The following is an 18,092-nucleotide window of genomic DNA, read 5'->3' as shown; positions in this document are numbered from 1 at the left end:
GACGTCGTGGCCGACCGCGTGGCCGGCCGAGCCGGGCGTGGCCGGCCTCGGCACGGCGCCCGGCGGCGCCGCGACATCGGCGCCGGCCACGGCACCGGCTACCGGGACGCCGGCTACCGGGGCCCCGGCCCGCGGCGGCAACTGCGCCGACGTGGAGGTCGTGTTCGCGCGGGGCACCGGTGACCTTCCCGGCCTCGGCGTGCTGGGTACCCCGCTCGTCAGCGCGATCCGCTCCGCGCTGCCCGGCCGCACCGTCAACGCGTACGGCGTCAACTACGCCGCCGACGCGTCGCAGGCCAGCGCCGGGCCCGGCGCCACGGACATGAGCCGGCACGTGCGCACCGTCGCGGCGGCGTGCCCGGGCACCACGTTCGTGATCGGGGGATACTCCCAGGGCGCGACCGTCACCGACATCGCGATCGGCATCCCGTTCGGGACATCCGCCGGCGAGGCGATCCCGGCCGGGCTCGCTGGGCGGGTGGCGGCCGTCGTCGTCTTCGGCAACCCGCTCGGCATCATGCGCCAGACCATCGCCCAGCGCAGCCCGGTCTACGGGCCCAAGACCAAGGAGTTCTGCAGCCTCGGCGACCCGATCTGCGGCAACGGCGCCAACTCGACGGCCCACCTGCGGTACATGAGCGACGGATCGGTCCAGCAGGCCGCCCAGTTCGTGGCCGGCAAGGTCACCGGCGCCTGACCCCGGCGTGGCCGCGGTCTGAGCTGATCAGAACACGCTCGGATCGACCGGCGGTGCGAGGCGCAGCCCCTCGGCGAGCGCGCGGGCCGTGTCGAACGACAGCGGCGGGGCATCTTTGTTCGTCTCGTAGACCCGCAGCCACCGGCCGTCGGCGAGGTGGATGACGAGCGCACCGGATCGTGTCACGTACCCGTCGCGGCCCCGGACCTGGACGGTCCGCGCGATCGGGTCGGCGTGCGTGTCCAGCCCGGTCGGACCGAGGTCCACCATGGTCGTGAACGCGCGGTCGGCCGGACCCGCGTACCAATAACCGTCGGGGACGTACATGTCACCCCACGCGGAGCCGTCGACGCCGGGGGGAAGCCAGCCCAGCCGCGGCACCACCACTCGGGCCGGGCTGAGGGTGAGCCGCTGGGCGATCCGCAGGGCCAGCGGCCGGTCCACCTCCGGATCACCGGAGCCGCCCCGGCGCGCCTGAAGCCGCACCATCGGCCCGCCGGACGGCCGCCAGGTGAGCTCCGTGCCGGAGGGTCCGGCGACCAGCACGGCGCTCACGCCGCCGACGTCGACGGTCGTGGCATTGGCGGGAGGCGTGAAGCCCGCGGCGGTGAGCTCGGCGAGCGTCACGGTCCCGCCGTCGCCGTCGGACCAGGCCCGTGCGGTGTAGAGCTGGCGCAGTTCTTCCGGGGAGTTCGCGTCACCGACGGCCACCACGAGTTGGGACGGTGTGTAGCCGTCCGGCAGCCAGGCCGGCCTGGTGTGCAGGGCGACGGCGTCCCCCGGCTGCTCTGCCTCGGGCAGCACCGGCCGCCGTCCGGCGAGCCGCTCGTACGTGGCCACACCGCCGCCGATCGCGACGGCCGCCGCGCCGGCGCCGGCCAGCCGCAGCACCATCCGCCGCTGCGAGGCGACCCGCCGCCGCTCGGCGAGCGCCGCCGTCACCCCGCCGACGTCGGGCGCCTCCTCGGCGATCGTGGCGAACGCCGCCTTGAGCTGCTCTGTCTCGTGCATCAGATCTCCAAGGTGTGTGGGCTCGTCGGGGTCAAGGCGCGGCGCAGGGTCGCCAGGGCCCGGGCCGCCTGGCTGCGTACGGTGCCGAGGCTGATGCCGAGCATCGTGGCGATCTCGACGTCGCTCAGGTCCTCGACGTAGCGCAGTGCCACCACGACGCGTTGCCGCGGCGGCAGGGTACGGATCAGCCGGACGAGCGCGTCATTACCGGCGACCTCGTCGGAGCGGTCCGGCACCGGCTGCGGCGCGGTCACCTGTTCGCGTCGCAGCCGCGCGGCGAACCGCCGCCGCACCGAGATCAGCTCGTTGGCGATCATGCGGCGCACGTACGCCTCGGGCGCGTCCAGGTCGCTGATCCGCGACCACCGCTGCTGTACGCGCAGCAGCACCTCCTGGACGACGTCATCGGCGTCGTGGGGGTCTGCGGCGAGCACGGTCGCGTAGCGCAGCAGCGCCGGCAGCCGTGCCGCCACGAACTCCTCGAATGTCATGCGCCCTCCCGTTGCATACTCCGTTAACGGAGCTGCGGGGCGCCCCCGTTGCATGCCGTTCAGACTGTCCGGTGAACCCCCTGGGGAGGGCAGCAGCTCAGCGCCGTCCCTGCAGGTACACGGTCCGCATGGAGGTGAAGAAGTCGCGTGCGGCTCGGCCCTGTTCCTTCGGGCCGAATGCGCTCGCCTTGGTGCCACCGAAGGGCACGTGCGGGTCGGCGCCGCCGGTCTCGCTGTTGATGTGCAGCACGCCGACCCTCAGTTCGGCCATCGCGTGCAGCGTGACGGCGAGATCGCTGGTGAACAGCGCGCAGGACAGCCCGAACGGGCTGTCGTTGGCCAGCCGCAGCGCGGTGTCGGCGTCCGGCACCCGGGTCACCGCGAGCACCGGCCCGAAGATCTCGTCGGTCCACAGCGGGTCGCGGGTGTCGGAGACCTCGACCAGCGTCGGCCGAACGTAGTGTCCGGCGTCGATGTCGGGCAGCAGGTCGCCCGCGGTGAGCAGCCGGGTGCCGCTACCGGCCGCGCGCACCGCCGCGGCGATCGAATCGCGTGCGTCGCCGGTGATCACCGGGCCGACGTCGGTGCCCGCGGTCGTGGGATCGCCAAGCACCATCGACTCGATGCGCGCGCGGATGCCTTCCATGACCTGGTCGGCGACGTCGGCCTGCACGATGAGCCGCGACGTCGCGGTGCAGCGCTGACCGCTGGCCCGGAACGCTCCGGCGACGACGTCGTCGATCGCAGCCGGGAGGTCGGCGTCGGCCAGTACGATCGCGGCGTTCTTGCCGCCGAGCTCTGCCTGGATCGGCTTCGCCACGGCCCCGCAGGCGGCGATCAGCGAGCGCCCGACCGTGGTGGACCCGGTGAACGTCACGGCGTCGACCAGCGGGTGCTCGACGATCGCCTGGCCGAGGGAGCCCGCGCCGACGACCAGGTTGAGCACCCCGTCGGGCAGGCCCGCGTCGGTCAGCGCCCGGGCCAGTCGCTGCGCCAGCAGCGGGACGACGCTGGCGGGCTTCCAGACGACGGTGTTGCCGTACGACAGTGCCGGGGCGATCTTCCAGGCGGGGATGGCGATCGGGAAGTTGAACGGCGTGACCACGCCGACCACGCCGACCGGGTGCCGGCTGACGACGATCGACTCGCCGGCCCGCGGTGAGGCGTACAGCTCGCCCGCCTCGCGGTTGGCCTCGGCGGCGAAGAAGTCGAGGATCTGCGCGGCGCGGCGAACCTCGCCGATGCCCTCGGCCGCGAGCTTGCCCTCCTCGCGGCTCAGTTCCACGCCGAACGCGTCGGCCTCGGTCCGGAGCGCCACGGCGGCCCGGGCGAGGATCGCGCCGCGGTCGTGATGCGGTGTGCGTCGCCAGCCGTCCGCCGCGGCGGCGGCAGCGGTGACCGCGCGCTCGACCTCGGCGCCGGTGGCCGTCGCGCCTTCGGCGACCGTCTCGTGCGGGTGGGCCGGATTCACCGACCGCAACAGCGGGCCGCTGCCGTCCCGCCACTCGCCGTCGATGAGCAGCTGCAGGTCTTCGGGCATGTCGATTTCGTCCTTGTCGTCAGCGGAAGGCGGCGATGCCGGGGGAGGGCCTGGCCGGCCACGAGCTGGTGCGCCTCGCCGGTCCGCGCCGGCTCCCGGCGCGCAGCCGTTGCGTCGGGCAGCAACCTGTTTTAGATTTTAGAAGATCGTAGGATGGGGCACCTCGGCTGACAAGGGAATCGCTGTGACATCGAGCAATCTGGCTCCGGACGAACACGGCGGAGCGCTCGCCGGTGTGGTCGTCGCCGACTTCAGCCGGGTGCTGGCCGGCCCGATGGCCTCGATGATGCTCGCCGACCTGGGTGCCACCGTGGTCAAGGTCGAGCGGCCCGGCAGCGGCGACGACACCCGGACGTGGGGACCGCCGTACGTCGGCACGATGAGCACGTACTACTCGTCGGTGAATCGCAACAAGCGCAGCGTCACACTCGACCTCGACGACCCGGCCGACCTCGATCTCGCCCGCCGGCTCGTCGCCCGCGCCGACGTGTTCCTGGAGAACTTCCGGCCGGGCCGGCTGGCGGCCTTCGGCCTCGACGCCGACACGCTGCTGGCCGCGCATCCCGGCCTGGTCTACTGCTCGATCACCGGCTTCGGCAGCGGCGCCGGCGCCGACCGCGCCGGCTACGACTTCGTCGCGCAGGCGGTGGGCGGGCTGATGAGCATCACCGGCGCACCCGGCGGTGAGCCGACCAAGGTCGGGGTCGCCATCGTCGATGTGATCACCGGACTGCATGCGACCATCGCGATCCTCGCCGCGCTGCGGCACCGCGAGCGCACCGGCGCCGGGCAACGGGTCGAGGTCAACCTGCTCTCCAGCCTGCTCGCCTCGCTCGCCAACCAGGGCGCCGCCTACATCAACAAGGCGGGCGTGCCGGTGGCGATGGCCAACCGGCACCCGAGCATCGCGCCGTACGAGACGGTACGGACGAAGGACGCGCCCCTCGCCCTCGCCGTGGGCAACGACCGGCAGTTCGCCGCGCTGTGCGGGGCACTGGACCGGGCGGAGCTGGCGACCGATGCCCGGTTCGCCACCAACCGGGAGCGGGTGGTGCACCGGGCCGAGCTGATCGCCGAACTGGAGGCGGCATTCGTCGGCGACACCGCCCAGGGCTGGGCCGCGCTGTTGCAGGCGCGGGGCGTGCCGTGCGGGCCGGTGAACGACCTGGCCGGCGCGTTCGACCTGGCCGGGCAGCTCGGCCTGGACCCGGTGGCGACGCTACCCGGCAGCGGCGGCATCGACATCGCGACCCTGGCCAGTCCGCTTCGGCTGGCCGCGACGCCGGTGCGCTACCACCGGGCCCCGCCGGAGCTGGGTGCCGACTCCGCGGATGTCCGGCGCTGGCTGGAATCGTGCTGACGGCCGGCGCGTCAGGGCGTCTGCGCGAGTAGCCGGGCGAGCGCGGCGAGCGCGTGGTCGCGGTGCGCCGCCGAGAGCTCGACGGCGGCGGCCACGTCGCCCTCGCGCACCGCGCGCAGGATCCGCCGGTGCTCGGTGTTGATCAGCCGCAGGTGCGCGGCATCGGCGAAGTACAGCGACCGGTAGGCGTCGGTCGAGTCCCACAGCATGCGGATGAAGTTGGTCATCCGCGGCATCTCGGCGGCCTCGAAGAGCGTGAAGTGGAAGCGCCGGTTCGCGGCCGTGACCGCCGCGATGTCCTGGCTGCGGGTGAACGTGGCGATGTCACGGATCGCCTCGCGCAGCCGGTCCAGGTCGTCGCGCCCGATGCGGGTGACCGCCCGCGCCACCGCCTCGCCCTCCAGGAGCGTCCGGATGCGGTACGTCTCGGTCAGCTCGTCCAGGTCGAGCTGCGCGACGAAGTAGCCGCGGTGCCGGTAGTAGCTGACCTGCCCCTCGACCTCCAGCGTCTTCAACGCCTCGCGCACCGGTACCACGCTCAGCCCGAGCTCGGCGGCCAGCACCTCCTGGCGGATCTGGTCGCCCGGCCGCAGCACCCCGCGGGCCAGCCGGTCGCGAAGCCGCGCCAGGGCCGCGTCCTGCGCCGTCACCACACCTCTGGCGGCGTCTGCCATGCTGACCTCCCTCGCAGCGAGCCGGATGCGGGCCCGTGCTGCACGATACCCGACCGCGCCGAGCGGACATCTGCGATCTTCTAAGACCGTGCAGGACGGTACGGAGTGCGGGCGGCGCGGTCAGGGCGCGACAAGCCCGCCGGCGGTGCGGATCGCGGTGGCGAGTTCGGCGAGGCCGCTGTCGCCCGCCGGTGCGTCGAGCAGCGCCTGCCACTGCCGTCGTAGCAGCGATTCGTAGGCCGGCCGGACGGCCTGCTCGCCGGTCGCGTCGAAGCGGGCGCGACGGCCGGGGACGTCGGCCGGGTCGGCGCGCAGCCGGACCGTCCACCGGGTCTCGGGGTCGACGACGGTCACGGCGAGCTCGGCCGGCCCGAGCGGGGACACCACGCCCGACACGTTGATCGCCGGCGTGTCCGCGACGCCGGTCAGGTGGTAACCGTGCTCGTCGAACGCGGTCAGGCGCAGGTCGCCGGCGGTCAGCCGGCGCAGGATCACCAGGTGCTCGACCAGCGCCGCGCGCACGTCGGATGACGGGTCGATCAGCTGGCAGCTGTCCAGCAGGGCCGGGGAGTCCGCGGCGGCGAGGTCCGCCAGCAGCGGGCTGTCGACGAACCTCCAGGCCACCGCCACGTGCAGCCCGAGGGCGCGGGCCCGGTCGGCCAGCTCGTCGACGTCGGCGGCGCGTGCGGCGCCGGGCGTGTCGAGCACGACCGTCCGGGCCCCGGCCGCGCACGCCGACCGGACCTGGTCGAGCAGCAGTGGGCTCGCGGTCACGACCGCGATGTCGGCCCGCTCGTCCGCCACCAGCCGCAGTCGCCCGCCGAGCGTCAGCGCCGCGAGCTCGTGGCGGCGCGCCGTGGCCGGTGCGCACCAGCGGGTGCTGACGGTGTGCCGGCCGGTCATGCCGCCGCCAGCCGATCGGCCTGGTCGATGAGCCCGATGGCGAAGTCGATGTCGTCGAGCGCGGTCGCGACCGGGTAGCGCGGCGTGCTCGCGCCGCCGACCAGGTCGGCGAGATGCAGCCATTCGCTCAGGTAGCCGTTGACCGGCGACCGCCAGGCCTGTGCCGGGTCCGGGTGGTTCGCGCGGCGGATGGTCGCGCGCGACGAGCCGGCCTGCACGTAGGAGGGCGGGAAGCTCAGGTCGAGCCGGTGCTCGCGGCCCCAGGCCGTGAGGGTCCACGAGGGCTGCCAGCGCCCGGCGGCGAGGGCCAGCAGCTCCATCCGGCCGGCCGGTCCGGTGAGCACCAGCTGGTAGCCGAACGGTGGCACGAAACGCGCCGCGACGAGCCGGTCGACGTCCGGCAGCAGCGACCGGGCCAGCGGCAGGACGTGCGTCGCCAGGCCGAGAATCGCCCGCGACAACGGTGTTCCGGCGCTCGGCGCCGGCGTCTGGGCGGTGCCCGCGGCGAGCTCGGCGGCGGCCAGCACGAACTCGTCGTTCGGCGGCACCAGCACGACGGAGCGCAGCACCGTGCACGACTCGCCGAGCTCGGCCCACCGCTGCCGGGCGGCGACGTACGCGGGATCGAAGGCGTGCATCGCGCCCACGACCAGCGGCACGGGATGGGCCGCGAACGTGTCGCGGATCTGCTGTACGTCGGCCGTTGAGGTCGCCAGCGGCTTCTCGCACAGCACGGCGACCCCGTGGCGCGCGGCGGCCGCGATCTGCTCCGCGTGGACGCGGTGCGGGCTGCAGATCACCGCGGCCGCGACGCCGGGGCGGGTCAGCGCGTCGTCGAGGCCGGTCGATGCGGCGGCGCCGAACCGGCGGGCCACCTCGACGGCCAGGGCGGCGTCGGGATCCATGACGACCACGACGCGGAACCGGTCGCCCAGCGTGGCGAGGGCGCGCAGGTGCACCGCCTGGGCCACCGCGCCCGCGCCGATCACCGCGACCCCCACCGGCTCGTCGCTCATACCGGACCGTCCCCGATCAGCCGGGACAGCTCGGCCGTCAGCGTCTCGGGCAGCGTTGCGGCGAACGCACGGACGTTGGCGGTCACCTGCGCGGCGCTGTTCTGGCCGACGACGACCGACGCGACGGCGGGGTGGCTGAGCGGGAAGCGCAGCGCCGCCGACGGCAGCGTGGTGCCGGAACGGGTGCAGGCGGCGGCGAGCGACGCGGTCAGCTCGATCAGCGCGGGCTCGCTCGCCCGGTAGTTGAAGCGGGCACCCGGCTGCGGCCGGTCGGTGCTCAGCAGGCCGGAGTTGAACGGTGCGGCGGCGAGCACCGAGACGCCGCGCTCGGCGCACTCGTCCAGCAGCGGCAGCGCCGAGCGGTCCAGCAACGTCCACCGGCCGGCCACGAGCACGCAGTCGAGCTGCGTCGTGCGCACCAGGTCGAGCGGCGCCTGCCACTGGTTCATGGCGACGCCGATCGCCCCGACCAGGCCCTCCTCGCGCAGTTCGGCCAGCGCCGGGAGCGCTTCGGCGGCACACTGCTCGAGGTGCCGATCCGGGTCGTGCACCAGGGCGATGTCGAGACGGTCGGTGCCGAGGCGCTCCAGGCTGGCGGCGACGCTGCGGCGCACGCCGTCGCGGCTGTAGTCGGGTTGCTGCTCGACGTCGTCGGGCACGTCGAAGACCGTCGACGTGAGCGCGGAGCCGGTGGGGTTGCGGTTGGGCACGAGCAGCCGGCCGACCTTGGTCGCGATCACGTAGTCGGCCCGGTTGCGCCGGGCGAGGGCGCCGCGGAGCCGCCGTTCGGACAGGCCGAGGCCGTACTGCGGCGCGGTGTCGAAGAACCGGATGCCCTGCTGCCAGGCCTCGTCGACGAGGGCGGTGGCGGCCTCGTCGGACATCCGGGTGTACCGGTTGCCCAGTGGCGCCGCGCCGAGCCCGAGGTCGGTGACCCGCACGCCGGTCCGGCCGATCGGCGCCCGGCGCAGCGCGGTCACTCGGTCACCTCGTTGGCGAGCGCACCGGCGGCGAACGCGCGCAGGTTCTCGATGCCGATGCGCAGGGCCGCGCCGAACGTCTCGGCGGTCACCGACCCGGCGTGCGGGGCGAGCACCAGGTTGGCGGCGAGCGGAAGGGCGGAGAGGTCCGGCGGCTCGGGGGCGAACACGTCCAGGCCGGCCCCGAAGATCGCCTCGCGGCGCAGCAGGTCGTACAGCGCGGCCGTGTCGACGAGCTCGGCCCGGGCCGTGTTGACGAAGATCGCGTCCGGCTTCAGCAGGCCGAGCAGCTGCGCGGAGATCAGCCCGTCGGTGGCGGGGGTGTGGCTCAGGTGCAGGCTGACGACGTCTGACTCCGCGAACAATGCGGGCAGGTCGACGAACTCGACACCGAGCGCCGCCGCGCGCTGCGGCGTCGGGCGGCGGGTCCAGCACACCGGCCGCATGCCCAGGCCGCGGGCGCGGCTGATCACCTTCGCGGCGATCGGTCCGGCGCCGACGACGCCGAGCTGCGTGCCGATCAGCTGCCGCCCCGGCCGGCGCGCCCATTCGCCGGCCCGGACGGTGCGATCGCCCTCGGCAAGCCGGCGGGCGACCGCGAGCAGCAGCGCGATGGTCAGCTCCGCGACGCTGTCGCTGGCGTAGTCGGGCACGTTGCACACGGCCACCCCGCGGGAGCGGACGGCTGGCACGTCGACGGCGCGGGCGACGCCGGTGCCGAGGTAGCCGACGATCTTGATCGTCGGGCAGCGGTCGAGCACCTCGGCGGGGAACCGGCCGCGCAGGCCGTACAGCAGCAGCCCGTCGGCGCCGTCGGCCAGCTCGGCGAACCGGTCGGCGTCCGGCGCGGCCTCCTCGTACCAGACCAGATCATGGCCGTGCGGCCGCAGGATCTCGGCGGCGAAGGTGGTGGCGAGGTCGCGGTACCGGGGGACTCCGTCGACACAGACGAACTTCATGGCTGCTCCGATCGAGCGGGCGGGGTCAGGTAGCCGACGGTGATCGCCTGCGCGAGTGCGGCCGTCCGCCGCAGCGGCGCGAGGGTGTGGTCGGGGGCGAGGCGGAAGGTCTCGAGCCACCCGGTGTCCTCGTTGGCCACCGCGAGCAGCCCGCCGGGCGAGGCTGACAGGTCACGCGGCCAGCCGCTGGTGGGTGTCCAGTGCGGCCGGCCGCCGGCCGGCGGCAGCGCAGCCACCGAGTTGTGCCCGCGGTTGCCGACCAGGATCGTCCCGGCGTGCACGATGATGTCCGAAGTCTGGTTCGCGCCACGGTAGTCGGCCGGCAGGGTGCTGACCGGCGCGGCGAGCTCGGTGAGCGAGCCGGCGTCGAGGCGGTGCACGGTGCTGGCCAGCTCGCAGACGACGAGCACACCCGTGTCGCCGGTGCGGGCGAGGTGGCGCGGGCCGCTGCCGGGCGGCGCCGCCCAGCTCGCCGCCAGGTGCGGGCCGGCCGGGCCGAACCGGTAGCGGCGCACGGCATCCGCGCCGAAGTCGGCGACGAGCACCCCGTCGGCGAGGGGGAGCGCGCTGTGCGCGTGGCTACTCTGCTGGCGGCTGGTCACGCTCCTGCCGCTGCCGGCGATCGTCGCGTCCAGGCCCAGCCGGTCGCCGGTGAACGTCCAGCAGCAGGTGGCGCCACTGCGGTAATGCGCGGTCACCACCCGCGTGGCGTCCGCGGTCGCGGCGACGTGGACGGCAGCCGGCTCGCTCGCCGCCCGGTCGACCGGGACGAAACCCGCGCCGTCGAGCCGGTACGCGTCCAGGAACCCCTCGTCGCCCGCGGTGCACGCGACGAAGAGCACGCCCGCGTCGGCTGCCCAGGACAGGTAGCCGGGCGTGGCCGGCAACGGCGTGCTGGCGAGCAGGTCGGCGCCGTCCGCGCTGCGCAGCTGCAGCGCCGGCGAGCCGTCCGCGGCGACGCCGGCGAGCGCGAGCAGGGGGTCGGGCATCTCAGGTCCGCTCGCCCGGCGTCGGGTCGTATCCGCCCGGGTGCCGGGCGAAGTCGCTCGTCGGCTGCCGCGCCTGCACCTGGCCCCACCGGTTGCCCGGACCGATGTCGTCCCCGCCGTAGGTGGCCGGCAGCGGCAACCCGCCGTCGACCGGGATCGACGCACCGGTGATGTAGGACGCGTCGTCGGAGACCAGGAAGCGCACGGTCTTGGCGATGTCCGAGGGGGTGCCGGTGCGGCCGAGCGGGATGTCGCGGTCCAGCTCGCGGTAGCGGTGCGCCCGTTCCGCGAACACCTCGATCGCGCCGGGGGCGATGGCGTTGACCCGGATGCGGTGCACCGACAGCTCCAGTGCCCATGACCGCATCGCCCGGTCGAGCGCGGCCTTCAGCCCGCCGTAGACGGCATCGACCGGATCGACCCACCGGGCGCGGATCGAGGTGACGAAGACGATGCGGCCGGCGATCCGCTCGTCGATCATGTGCCGCGACACGAGCTGGGTGAGCAGCAGCGGGGCGCGGAAGTTGATGGCGTACACGTCGTCGACGTCGGTGAGCCGGGTGTCGTACAGCCGCTCGGAGTAACCGCGGCCGGCGTTGTTGACGAGCACCTGCACCGGACCGAAGTCGCCGATGGCCCGCTCGGCGAAGTGCCGGACCTGGTCCGGGTCGCGGAAGTCGGCCTCCACGGGCTCGACCCGCCCGCCGTGACGGCGGGCGGACACAGCCACGTCGCGCGCCTTCGCCGACTCGCCGCGATGGGAGAAGACCACGTCGTAGCCGGCGGCCGCGAGCTCGTCGACGATTCCGGCGCCGATACCGCGGTTTCCGCCGGTGACCACGGCGGTCTCTCTGCTGGTCATGCTGTGTTCACCTTTCGTGCCCGCGAGCGCGCGCCGGCGGATCGATGACTCAGTCTTCGCAGGACGGACTGAGTGATTCGAACTCCTGATCGATGATCTTGGTCATGGCCGAGGTGGACAGCCGCGAGCCGTAGAGCAGGCGGTGCAGGCTCAGCCCGTCGATCAGCGCGAGCAGCCGCTCGGTGACCAGGTCCGGGTTGAGCCGGCGCTTCACTTCGCCGGCCACCTGGGCGTCGACGACCAGTTCGCGCATCGTGCGGAACAGGTCGGTCTCCTCGCTCTGCTGGACCTCCATGAGGAACGGCGCGTTGAGCGCCTGCCCCCAGAAGATGATCTCCAGCCGGGTCTCGGACGCCCGTTCGGCGTCGAGCGGCAGGTTGTCGAGGACCAGCTCGCGCAGCGCCGCGAGGCCGGCCAGCCCTTCCATCTTGCGGGCCCAGCGCTCGCGGATCACGCGGTGCGAGTAGCGCAGGGCTGAAGCCAGTATGTCGTCGCGATCGGAAAAGTAATGCGCGAGCGACCCGGTCGACCAGCCCGACTCGTCGGCGATCACCCGCATGGTGGCGCCCTCGATGCCGGAGCGCGCGATCACGCGGGTCACCGCCTCGAGCAGCTCCTCACGACGCTTACCGTGGTCCACTATCTTTGGCACTGCTGTACTCCTGTTCGCCTGGCGATCCATCGGTGAACGAGCGACGCGGGCCGGCGAGCGCAGCGGTGACCCGCTGCGCGGACAGCCGGCCGCCGTCAGAACCTAGCGCCTGCACGGTCAGCGCTGCGGCGGCATTGCCGTAGTTGACGCAGCGCTCGAGGTCCCAGCCGCTGACCAGGCCGGCGAGCACCCCGGCGGAGAACGCGTCGCCGCAGCCGGTGCTGTCGACCACGGGCACGTCGTACGCCGGCATCCGCCACACGCCGCGGGAATCGGCGACGACGCAGCCGTCCGCGCCGGTGGTCACCACGACCGCGTCCGCGCCCATGTCGCGGAAGATGGCCGCGGCGTCGCTGACCCGGTCGGCTCCCGTGATCTGCAACGCCTCCAGGTCGTTCGGCAGGAACACGTCGACATAGGGCAGATAGCGGCGCAGCAGGTCGGCCGCGTCGGCCCGCTTCACGCCCAGGCAGTCCGCGGTCACGATGCAACCGGCCTGCTTGGCCGCGGACATCAGCTGCACGCACGTGTCGCCGTCGAAGCCGGGCAGGGCATTGACGCCGCCCACGTGGACCGCGGCGAAGCCGTCCAGCTGCGTCCACGGCAGGTGCTCGGCACCGAAGCGGGCGTTGGCGCCCCGCACGTGCCAGGCCGGCCGCGAGCCGTCCGGCGCGATCGGCAGCATGGTGCATGACGTCTGCACGTCGGCGATCGTAGCCAGCCAGCGGGTGTCGACACCGGCGTCGTCGAGCAACGTGCGCACGAATCGGCCCGCCGCGTCGTCGCCGAGCGCGCCGGCGGCCGAGGTCGGGATGCCGAGCCGGGCCAGGTCGACCGCCGTGCCACCGGCCGTGCCGGCCACCGTCAGCCGGATCTCCTCGATGAGCTGGCTGTTCTGCGTATCGGGCAGGCGGCTGATCGGCCGGCCGAGGATGTCGAGAATGTAGGCGCCGAGGCACAGCACACGGCGCTGCTCGGAAGCGGGATTCCCAAGCGTCATAAGGCCATTCCAGGAGCGGGAAGACTTGCCGGATCGGGGCCGAGGGTGTCTTGACGGGCCCACGGGCCGAACCCTAGCATTTATTTCGCTTGTTCACTATACCATCGGCTCGGGCGCTGTTCTCAGCCGTCACGAGCCGCTCGTCACCCGGTCGATCCGATGAAGGAGCCGCATGTACGTGCAGATCTCCCTGCTGCGATGGAAGGACGTCGCCACCGAGGAGTCGGCGCAGGAGGTGCTTGCCCGCTACCGCGAACTGGCCGACATCGACGGTGTCGTCGAGGTCACCGTCGGTAAGAACAGGTCGCCCTGGTCGGCTGGCTACACCGACGTGATCCTGGTGCGTGCCGAGGACCAGGCCGCGATCGAACGCTACCGCACGGACCCGCGCCGCAAGCAGCTGGCCGCGACCGTCGACGAGCTCGAGGAGCACGGCATCGGCGTCGTGCTCGAGCCCGCCTGACCGCACCCGAATGCGTTTTGTCAAAGGAGACAGGTCATGACCACGTCCGCCATCACGCCGGCCGTCCGGCACGCCCAGGTCCAGTCCGCCGACCTGCCGGAGAAGTCGGTCGCCGGCAGCGCGCCGAACGGCGACGTCTACGAGGTGTCGTTGCCGATGTGGCCCGACGAGCGCAAGGGCATCATGAAGTCCGGGATCTGGGAGGCCACTCCCGGCCTGCTGCGCGGCAAGCGCGAGGGCTGGGCGGAGATCTGCCACATCATCTCCGGCCGGGCCACGGTCACCACCGAGGGCGGCGACGCGGTCGAGCTCGGCCCGGGCGACGTGCTGGTGCTGCCGGACGGGTGGCGCGGCACCTGGGAGATCCACGAGACGGTGCGGAAGTTCTACGCACTACAGCGTTTCGACACCTACCGGCCCTGACGTGCCGCGCATCGTCCACCTCGGGCTCGGCAACTTCCACCGCGGCCACCAGGCCGTCTACACGCAACTGGCCGGCGGCGACTGGCGGATCACCGGGGTGGCCCGGAGCAACCGGGCACTGGTAGCAACGCTGCGGCGGCAGGAGATGCGCTACACGGTCCTGACCATCGACGGCGATCACGTCGACGCACAGCGCGTCGACGTGATCGACCGGGCGCTGGTCGCCGCCGACGACCCGGCCGGCGTGACCGATGCGATCGCGTCGCCGGAGGTCACGGTCGTGACGCTGACGATCACCGAGGCCGGTTATCAGGATGACCAGCCCGGTGACCGTTCGCTGCTCGGGCTGCTGGCCGCCGGCCTGTCCCGGCGGGCGGGCGCGGGCGGCCAGCCGATCAGCGTGGTCAGCTGCGACAACCTCACCGACAACGGGCGGGTGCTCTCCGGCGTGATGCGCCGGATCGCCGCTCGTCGCGAGGATTCCGCGCTCGCCGACTATTTGGACGCGCGGGTCGCCTTCCCGGCGACGATGGTCGACCGCATCGTGCCCGCCACGACCGACCGGCACCGCGAGCTGGCCCGCCGGGCCGGCTACGCCGACCAGGTGCCGGTGCCCGCCGAACCGTTTCGGCAGTGGGTCCTGGACGACTCGTTCACGGCCGAAAGGCCGCCGTGGCACGAGGCGGGGGCACTGGTGACCACCGCCGTACACGACTGGGAGACGATCAAGGTCCGGCTGGTCAACGGCAGCAACAGCATGCTCGCGTACCTCGGGCTGCTGCGCGGCCACACGCTGATCGCCGCGGCGTTCGCCGACCCGGTGATCCGCGCCGCCGTCGACGCGCTCGGCGACGAGTACCAGCCCACGCTGCCCGCGCCGGACGGCTTCGACGCGCGGGCCTACCGCGCCGCGCTCGCGAGCCGATTCGGCAACGCCGCGCTCGGGCACCGTACCGATCAGGTCGGCACCGACGGTTCGCTGAAGCTCCGGCAACGGGTCGTCGACACCGCGTCGTGGTACGCCCGACGCTCCGCGCTGCCCAGCGTGCTGTGCCTGCTCACCGCGGCGTACCTGCGGTGCCTGTGTCAGCCGGGGGCGCTCGCCGGCGGCCCGCCGGCCGACCCACGGGCGGCTGCCCTGGCCGAGCGCGGCCGCCGCCATCCCGACGAACACGAGCTGGTGCGTGCGGTGCTCGGCGAGGACGAGCTGTTCGGTGCGGTGCTCGCGGCCGACTCGGCGTTCCAGGAGCGCACCGGCGACCTGCTGCGGGTCCTGGCCCGATCCGGCCCGGCAGCCGCGGTGCGCGCACTGACGGCATAGGCGTCCGGCCCCGCCGGCTACCTGACCTCGGGGCCCGCACTCACTCGTCGATGAGGTGCTGGATGGCCCGGCCGTACCGGCGGATGACCTCCTCCGGCGCCGCGCCTACGGCCGGGGTGTGATAGATCCGTGTGGTGGCGGCGAGCCCGGTCAGCGCCGCGACGACGAGCTCCGCTCGCAGGTGGGCGTCGGCATCGCCGCCGAGGCGTTCGGCGAGCGGCTCGAGGTAGCCGGCGGTGAACTGCTGACGCACGCTATCCGGGTCGGGCGCGGAGAGCCGGAGATTCAGCGAACGGGCGAGCGGCTCGATGGCGCCGCGATCCGACCGGGTGAGCAGTTCCTCGACGAGGCGTGCGCCGAGTTCGGATCGCGGCACGTCCGGCAGGGGCGGCGGGATGATCTTCGCGGAGCGGAGGAACAGCTCGCGCTTGGTCCCGCCGCACTTCATGACCATGGCGGGGGACAGGTCGGCGCGCGCGGCGATGTCACGGATGGTGACCTGGTCGTAGCCGCGCTCCGCGAACAGCTCCGTGGCGGCGGCGAGGATGGCCCGCCAGGACGAACCGGGCGCCGGCTCGTCCGCGGTCGGCGGGTGGGCGGCCCGTGCGACCGGTGTTGCGTCGTGGCTCATCGGAGGCATGCTCCTATGCTGCCCCGCTGGCCTCCTGCCGCGCCGGGGCGGGGTGGGCCGACCCGTTGCCGCGGCTCGTCCGCAGTCGCACGTCGACCACCCGCTCGGCGCCCCAGACCGTGACGGCTCGCGCCTCGGTCGTCGCCCACGGCGTCACCACGGTCAGGACGTAACGCCCGCTCGACGGCAGCGGCAGCTCGTACCGCCCGTCCACCGCGGTCAGGGTGGCCTGCGCCATCTCCCCGCTCAGCCGGGTCAGCGCCACGGTCGCGCCGAGGATCGGGCCCTGGGCGTCGCTGACCTCGCCGGCCAGGGTGAGCCGCTCGCGCAGGACGATGGATTCGATCTGGTGCCCGGCGTGCAGCGTGGCGAGCCGCGACTGCGGCGCCCAGCCTTCGGCGGCCGTGACGATGAGGTAGCGGCCCGCGCCGGGGATCGCCAGGGAGAAGGAGCCGGACGAGTCGGCGTGGCTCCAGTCGACCTGCTGACCCGACGTCGTGAGCAGGGTGACGACGGCGTTGCGCACGGCGTTCCCGCCGCCGGTGACCACCTGGCCGCGCACAACGGCCTCGGGCACGTAGTCCGCGCCGGCCGGCTGTTCGAGGTCTTGCCTCCTTGTCCGGAACAGCGGCAGCGTGAGCAGCGCGGAGACGAGCGACGCCCCGGCGGCGATCCAGAGCATGGTGGCGAGCGCGCCGAAGCCGGGGAGCGCGTCACCGTCGACGTTGACCACCACCGTCGTGGTGACCGCGGCCATGGCGGCGCTCGAGGTCGACGTGCCGACGGAGCGCAGCAGCGAGTTGAGCCCGTTGGCGGACGCGGTCTCGGTCGCGGGGACGGAGCGCATGATCAGGCTCGGCATCGCGGCGAAGGTCATCGACGTGCCGGCCGCGACGAGCATCGCGCCGACGACAATCTGCCAGAGCCCATGGCTGAAGAAGACGCGGGCGGCGTAGAAGACGGCCATGGTCATGGCCCCGGCCAGCAGGGTCGTCTGCGGGCCGAAGCGGCGGGTGATCGACGCCGACACGGGCGCCATCGCGCCGAAGACCAGCGAGATCGGCGCCGTCCACAGCCCGGTGTGCAGGATGTCCAGGCCCAGGCCGTATCCGGTGCGCACCGGTTGCTGCAGCAGCTGGGTCGTGATGAGCATGTTGGCGAACATCGCGAACCCCATCAGGACCGAGGCGATATTCACCAGGAGTACCGCCTGTCGCGCGGCGACCCGCACGTCGACCAGCGGGTTGTGCACCCGCCGTTCGAGGGGCAGCCAGACCGCCGCCAGGACCAGGCCCAGCACGCCGAGCGCGATGGTCCGATAGGACAGCCAGCCCCAGTGGGAGCCCTTGGACAGGGCGAGCAGCAATGCCGTCACCGCGGCAGAGAGCAGCAGGGCGCCCGCGAAGTCGAATGATCCGCGGGTGCGCACGGGGGACTCGGAGACGACCAGCGCCACCGCCGCGAACACCACGGCGCCCGCGGCGGCGCTGACCCAGAACACCGCGTGCCAGTTCATGTGCTCGACGATCAGCCCGGCCAGCGGCAGCCCGGCCCCGGCGCCGATGGCGAGGGTGCCGCTCATCAGCGACACGCCGAGGGGGAGTCGCCGCGGCGGAAGCTCGTCGCGCATGATCGCGATCCCGATCGGGACGAGCGCGACGCCGACGCCCTGCAGGGCGCGGGCGGCGATGATGAGCGGCAGGGTCTGACTGAAGGCGCCGAGCGCGGAACCGACGATCATGACGGCCAGTGCCACCAGCATCATGCGCTTCTTGCCGTACATGTCGGCGAGCCGCGACAGCGTCGGTGTGGCGACGGCCCCCGCCAGCAGCGTGGCGGTGATCAGCCAGGACGCGTTGTCGGGCGTGGTGTGCAGCAGCCGCGGGAAGTCCGGCAGCACCGGTAGCACCAGCGTCTGCTGCAGCGATACGGCGGTACCGCACATCGCCAGCGTGCCGACGGCGACTGCGCTTCGGGTCTTCTCGGCCGTGTCGTTGCCCGAGATGGTGGGCCGATCCACACAGCGCTCCTCATGCTGGAACCACGGTGAACAGCTGTTCACCGTGACCCGAGTCAACCATCAACGCCCGCTGGTGACCAGCTTTTGGGGATGCGAAGGT

Annotated in this window: 19 protein-coding genes; 5 read left to right on the top strand and 14 right to left on the bottom strand. The window is 73.2% G+C overall.

The features are described 5' to 3' along the window. A partial coding sequence (locus AB0M46_RS19735; protein ID WP_363337860.1) for a cutinase family protein occupies nucleotides 1–697 on the top strand: 697 nt, incomplete at its 5' end. A 27-nt stretch (nucleotides 698–724) separates the two neighbouring features. Here AB0M46_RS19735 and AB0M46_RS19730 read toward each other — a convergent pair. The 3 genes from AB0M46_RS19730 to AB0M46_RS19720 all read right to left on the bottom strand — a co-directional run bounded on the left by AB0M46_RS19730 (nucleotide 725) and on the right by AB0M46_RS19720 (nucleotide 3,739). Beyond that, the gene (locus AB0M46_RS19730) at nucleotides 725–1,708 is read right to left on the bottom strand and encodes a hypothetical protein (protein ID WP_363337858.1); all 984 of its coding nucleotides are present in this window, start codon (nucleotides 1,706–1,708) and stop codon (nucleotides 725–727) included. Continuing rightward, a complete protein-coding gene (locus AB0M46_RS19725; RefSeq protein WP_363337856.1) occupies nucleotides 1,708–2,199 on the bottom strand; it encodes a SigE family RNA polymerase sigma factor in 492 nt (163 codons plus the stop codon). Before AB0M46_RS19725 ends, AB0M46_RS19730 begins: the two co-directional genes overlap by 1 nt. 97 nt (nucleotides 2,200–2,296) lie before the next feature. Beyond that, the gene (locus AB0M46_RS19720) at nucleotides 2,297–3,739 is read right to left on the bottom strand and encodes an aldehyde dehydrogenase family protein (RefSeq protein WP_363337854.1); all 1,443 of its coding nucleotides are present in this window, start codon (nucleotides 3,737–3,739) and stop codon (nucleotides 2,297–2,299) included. 184 nt (nucleotides 3,740–3,923) lie between these two features. Here AB0M46_RS19720 and AB0M46_RS19715 point away from each other — a divergent pair, with 184 nt between their 5' ends. Beyond that, complete coding sequence (locus AB0M46_RS19715) at nucleotides 3,924–5,099, top strand: CoA transferase (RefSeq protein ID WP_363337852.1); 1,176 nt, start codon at nucleotides 3,924–3,926, stop codon at nucleotides 5,097–5,099. 11 nt (nucleotides 5,100–5,110) lie between these two features. On the opposite strand, the gene AB0M46_RS19710 is transcribed toward AB0M46_RS19715, so the two are convergent. The 9 genes from AB0M46_RS19710 to AB0M46_RS19670 all read right to left on the bottom strand — a co-directional run bounded on the left by AB0M46_RS19710 (nucleotide 5,111) and on the right by AB0M46_RS19670 (nucleotide 13,134). Continuing rightward, entirely contained in the window at nucleotides 5,111–5,773 is a 663-nt protein-coding gene (locus AB0M46_RS19710) for a GntR family transcriptional regulator (protein WP_363337850.1), read from the bottom strand. A 120-nt stretch (nucleotides 5,774–5,893) separates the two neighbouring features. Then, nucleotides 5,894–6,676, bottom strand: a complete 783-nt coding sequence (locus AB0M46_RS19705) for a hypothetical protein (protein WP_363337849.1) — start codon at nucleotides 6,674–6,676, stop codon at nucleotides 5,894–5,896. Further along, nucleotides 6,673–7,692, bottom strand: coding sequence for a Gfo/Idh/MocA family oxidoreductase (locus AB0M46_RS19700; protein WP_363337847.1), 1,020 nt, complete (start codon nucleotides 7,690–7,692; stop codon nucleotides 6,673–6,675). Before AB0M46_RS19700 ends, AB0M46_RS19705 begins: the two co-directional genes overlap by 4 nt. Continuing rightward, nucleotides 7,689–8,672 (bottom strand): aldo/keto reductase, encoded by a 984-nt coding sequence (locus tag AB0M46_RS19695; RefSeq protein WP_363337845.1) that lies wholly within the window; start codon nucleotides 8,670–8,672, stop codon nucleotides 7,689–7,691. The genes AB0M46_RS19700 and AB0M46_RS19695 overlap by 4 nt, the downstream gene beginning before the upstream one ends. Continuing rightward, a complete protein-coding gene (locus tag AB0M46_RS19690) occupies nucleotides 8,669–9,631 on the bottom strand; it encodes an NAD(P)-dependent oxidoreductase (RefSeq protein WP_363337843.1) in 963 nt (320 codons plus the stop codon). The genes AB0M46_RS19695 and AB0M46_RS19690 overlap by 4 nt, the downstream gene beginning before the upstream one ends. After that, on the bottom strand, nucleotides 9,628–10,620 hold the full coding sequence (locus AB0M46_RS19685) for a beta-propeller fold lactonase family protein (protein WP_363337842.1): 993 nt from the start codon (nucleotides 10,618–10,620) through the stop codon (nucleotides 9,628–9,630). Before AB0M46_RS19685 ends, AB0M46_RS19690 begins: the two co-directional genes overlap by 4 nt. A gap of 1 nt (nucleotide 10,621) precedes the next feature. After that, nucleotides 10,622–11,482, bottom strand: a complete 861-nt coding sequence (locus tag AB0M46_RS19680) for an SDR family oxidoreductase (protein ID WP_363337840.1) — start codon at nucleotides 11,480–11,482, stop codon at nucleotides 10,622–10,624. Nucleotides 11,483–11,531: 49 nt separating this feature from the next. Beyond that, nucleotides 11,532–12,083, bottom strand: coding sequence for a TetR/AcrR family transcriptional regulator (locus tag AB0M46_RS19675; RefSeq protein WP_363337839.1), 552 nt, complete (start codon nucleotides 12,081–12,083; stop codon nucleotides 11,532–11,534). A 25-nt stretch (nucleotides 12,084–12,108) separates the two neighbouring features. Continuing rightward, the gene (locus tag AB0M46_RS19670; RefSeq protein ID WP_363337838.1) at nucleotides 12,109–13,134 is read right to left on the bottom strand and encodes a sugar kinase; all 1,026 of its coding nucleotides are present in this window, start codon (nucleotides 13,132–13,134) and stop codon (nucleotides 12,109–12,111) included. A gap of 172 nt (nucleotides 13,135–13,306) precedes the next feature. Here AB0M46_RS19670 and AB0M46_RS19665 point away from each other — a divergent pair, with 172 nt between their 5' ends. The 3 genes from AB0M46_RS19665 to AB0M46_RS19655 are packed head-to-tail and all read left to right on the top strand — an operon-like array spanning nucleotide 13,307 to nucleotide 15,341. Continuing rightward, nucleotides 13,307–13,597, top strand: a complete 291-nt coding sequence (locus AB0M46_RS19665) for a Dabb family protein (RefSeq protein WP_363337837.1) — start codon at nucleotides 13,307–13,309, stop codon at nucleotides 13,595–13,597. Between the two features lie 36 nt (nucleotides 13,598–13,633). Next, nucleotides 13,634–14,020 (top strand): cupin domain-containing protein, encoded by a 387-nt coding sequence (locus tag AB0M46_RS19660; RefSeq protein WP_363337835.1) that lies wholly within the window; start codon nucleotides 13,634–13,636, stop codon nucleotides 14,018–14,020. Nucleotide 14,021: 1 nt separating this feature from the next. Further along, complete coding sequence (locus AB0M46_RS19655) at nucleotides 14,022–15,341, top strand: mannitol dehydrogenase family protein (protein WP_363337834.1); 1,320 nt, start codon at nucleotides 14,022–14,024, stop codon at nucleotides 15,339–15,341. A 40-nt stretch (nucleotides 15,342–15,381) separates the two neighbouring features. On the opposite strand, the gene AB0M46_RS19650 is transcribed toward AB0M46_RS19655, so the two are convergent. Further along, nucleotides 15,382–15,972: a TetR family transcriptional regulator gene (locus tag AB0M46_RS19650; RefSeq protein WP_363337832.1), complete on the bottom strand. Its 591-nt coding sequence runs from the start codon at nucleotides 15,970–15,972 to the stop codon at nucleotides 15,382–15,384. Nucleotides 15,973–15,985: 13 nt separating this feature from the next. Next, nucleotides 15,986–17,992 carry an MFS transporter gene (locus tag AB0M46_RS19645; RefSeq protein WP_363337830.1) on the bottom strand — a complete coding sequence of 669 codons (2,007 nt, stop codon included), beginning with the start codon at nucleotides 17,990–17,992 and terminating at the stop codon, nucleotides 15,986–15,988. Nucleotides 17,993–18,092 lie beyond the last annotated feature (100 nt).

This window comes from Dactylosporangium sp. NPDC051485 (assembly GCF_040682015.1).
In the GTDB taxonomy this organism is placed as follows: domain Bacteria; phylum Actinomycetota; class Actinomycetes; order Mycobacteriales; family Micromonosporaceae; genus Dactylosporangium.
The sequence above is the reverse complement of the archived record's forward strand: the minus strand, read 5'-3'. Positions and strand labels throughout refer to the sequence as shown.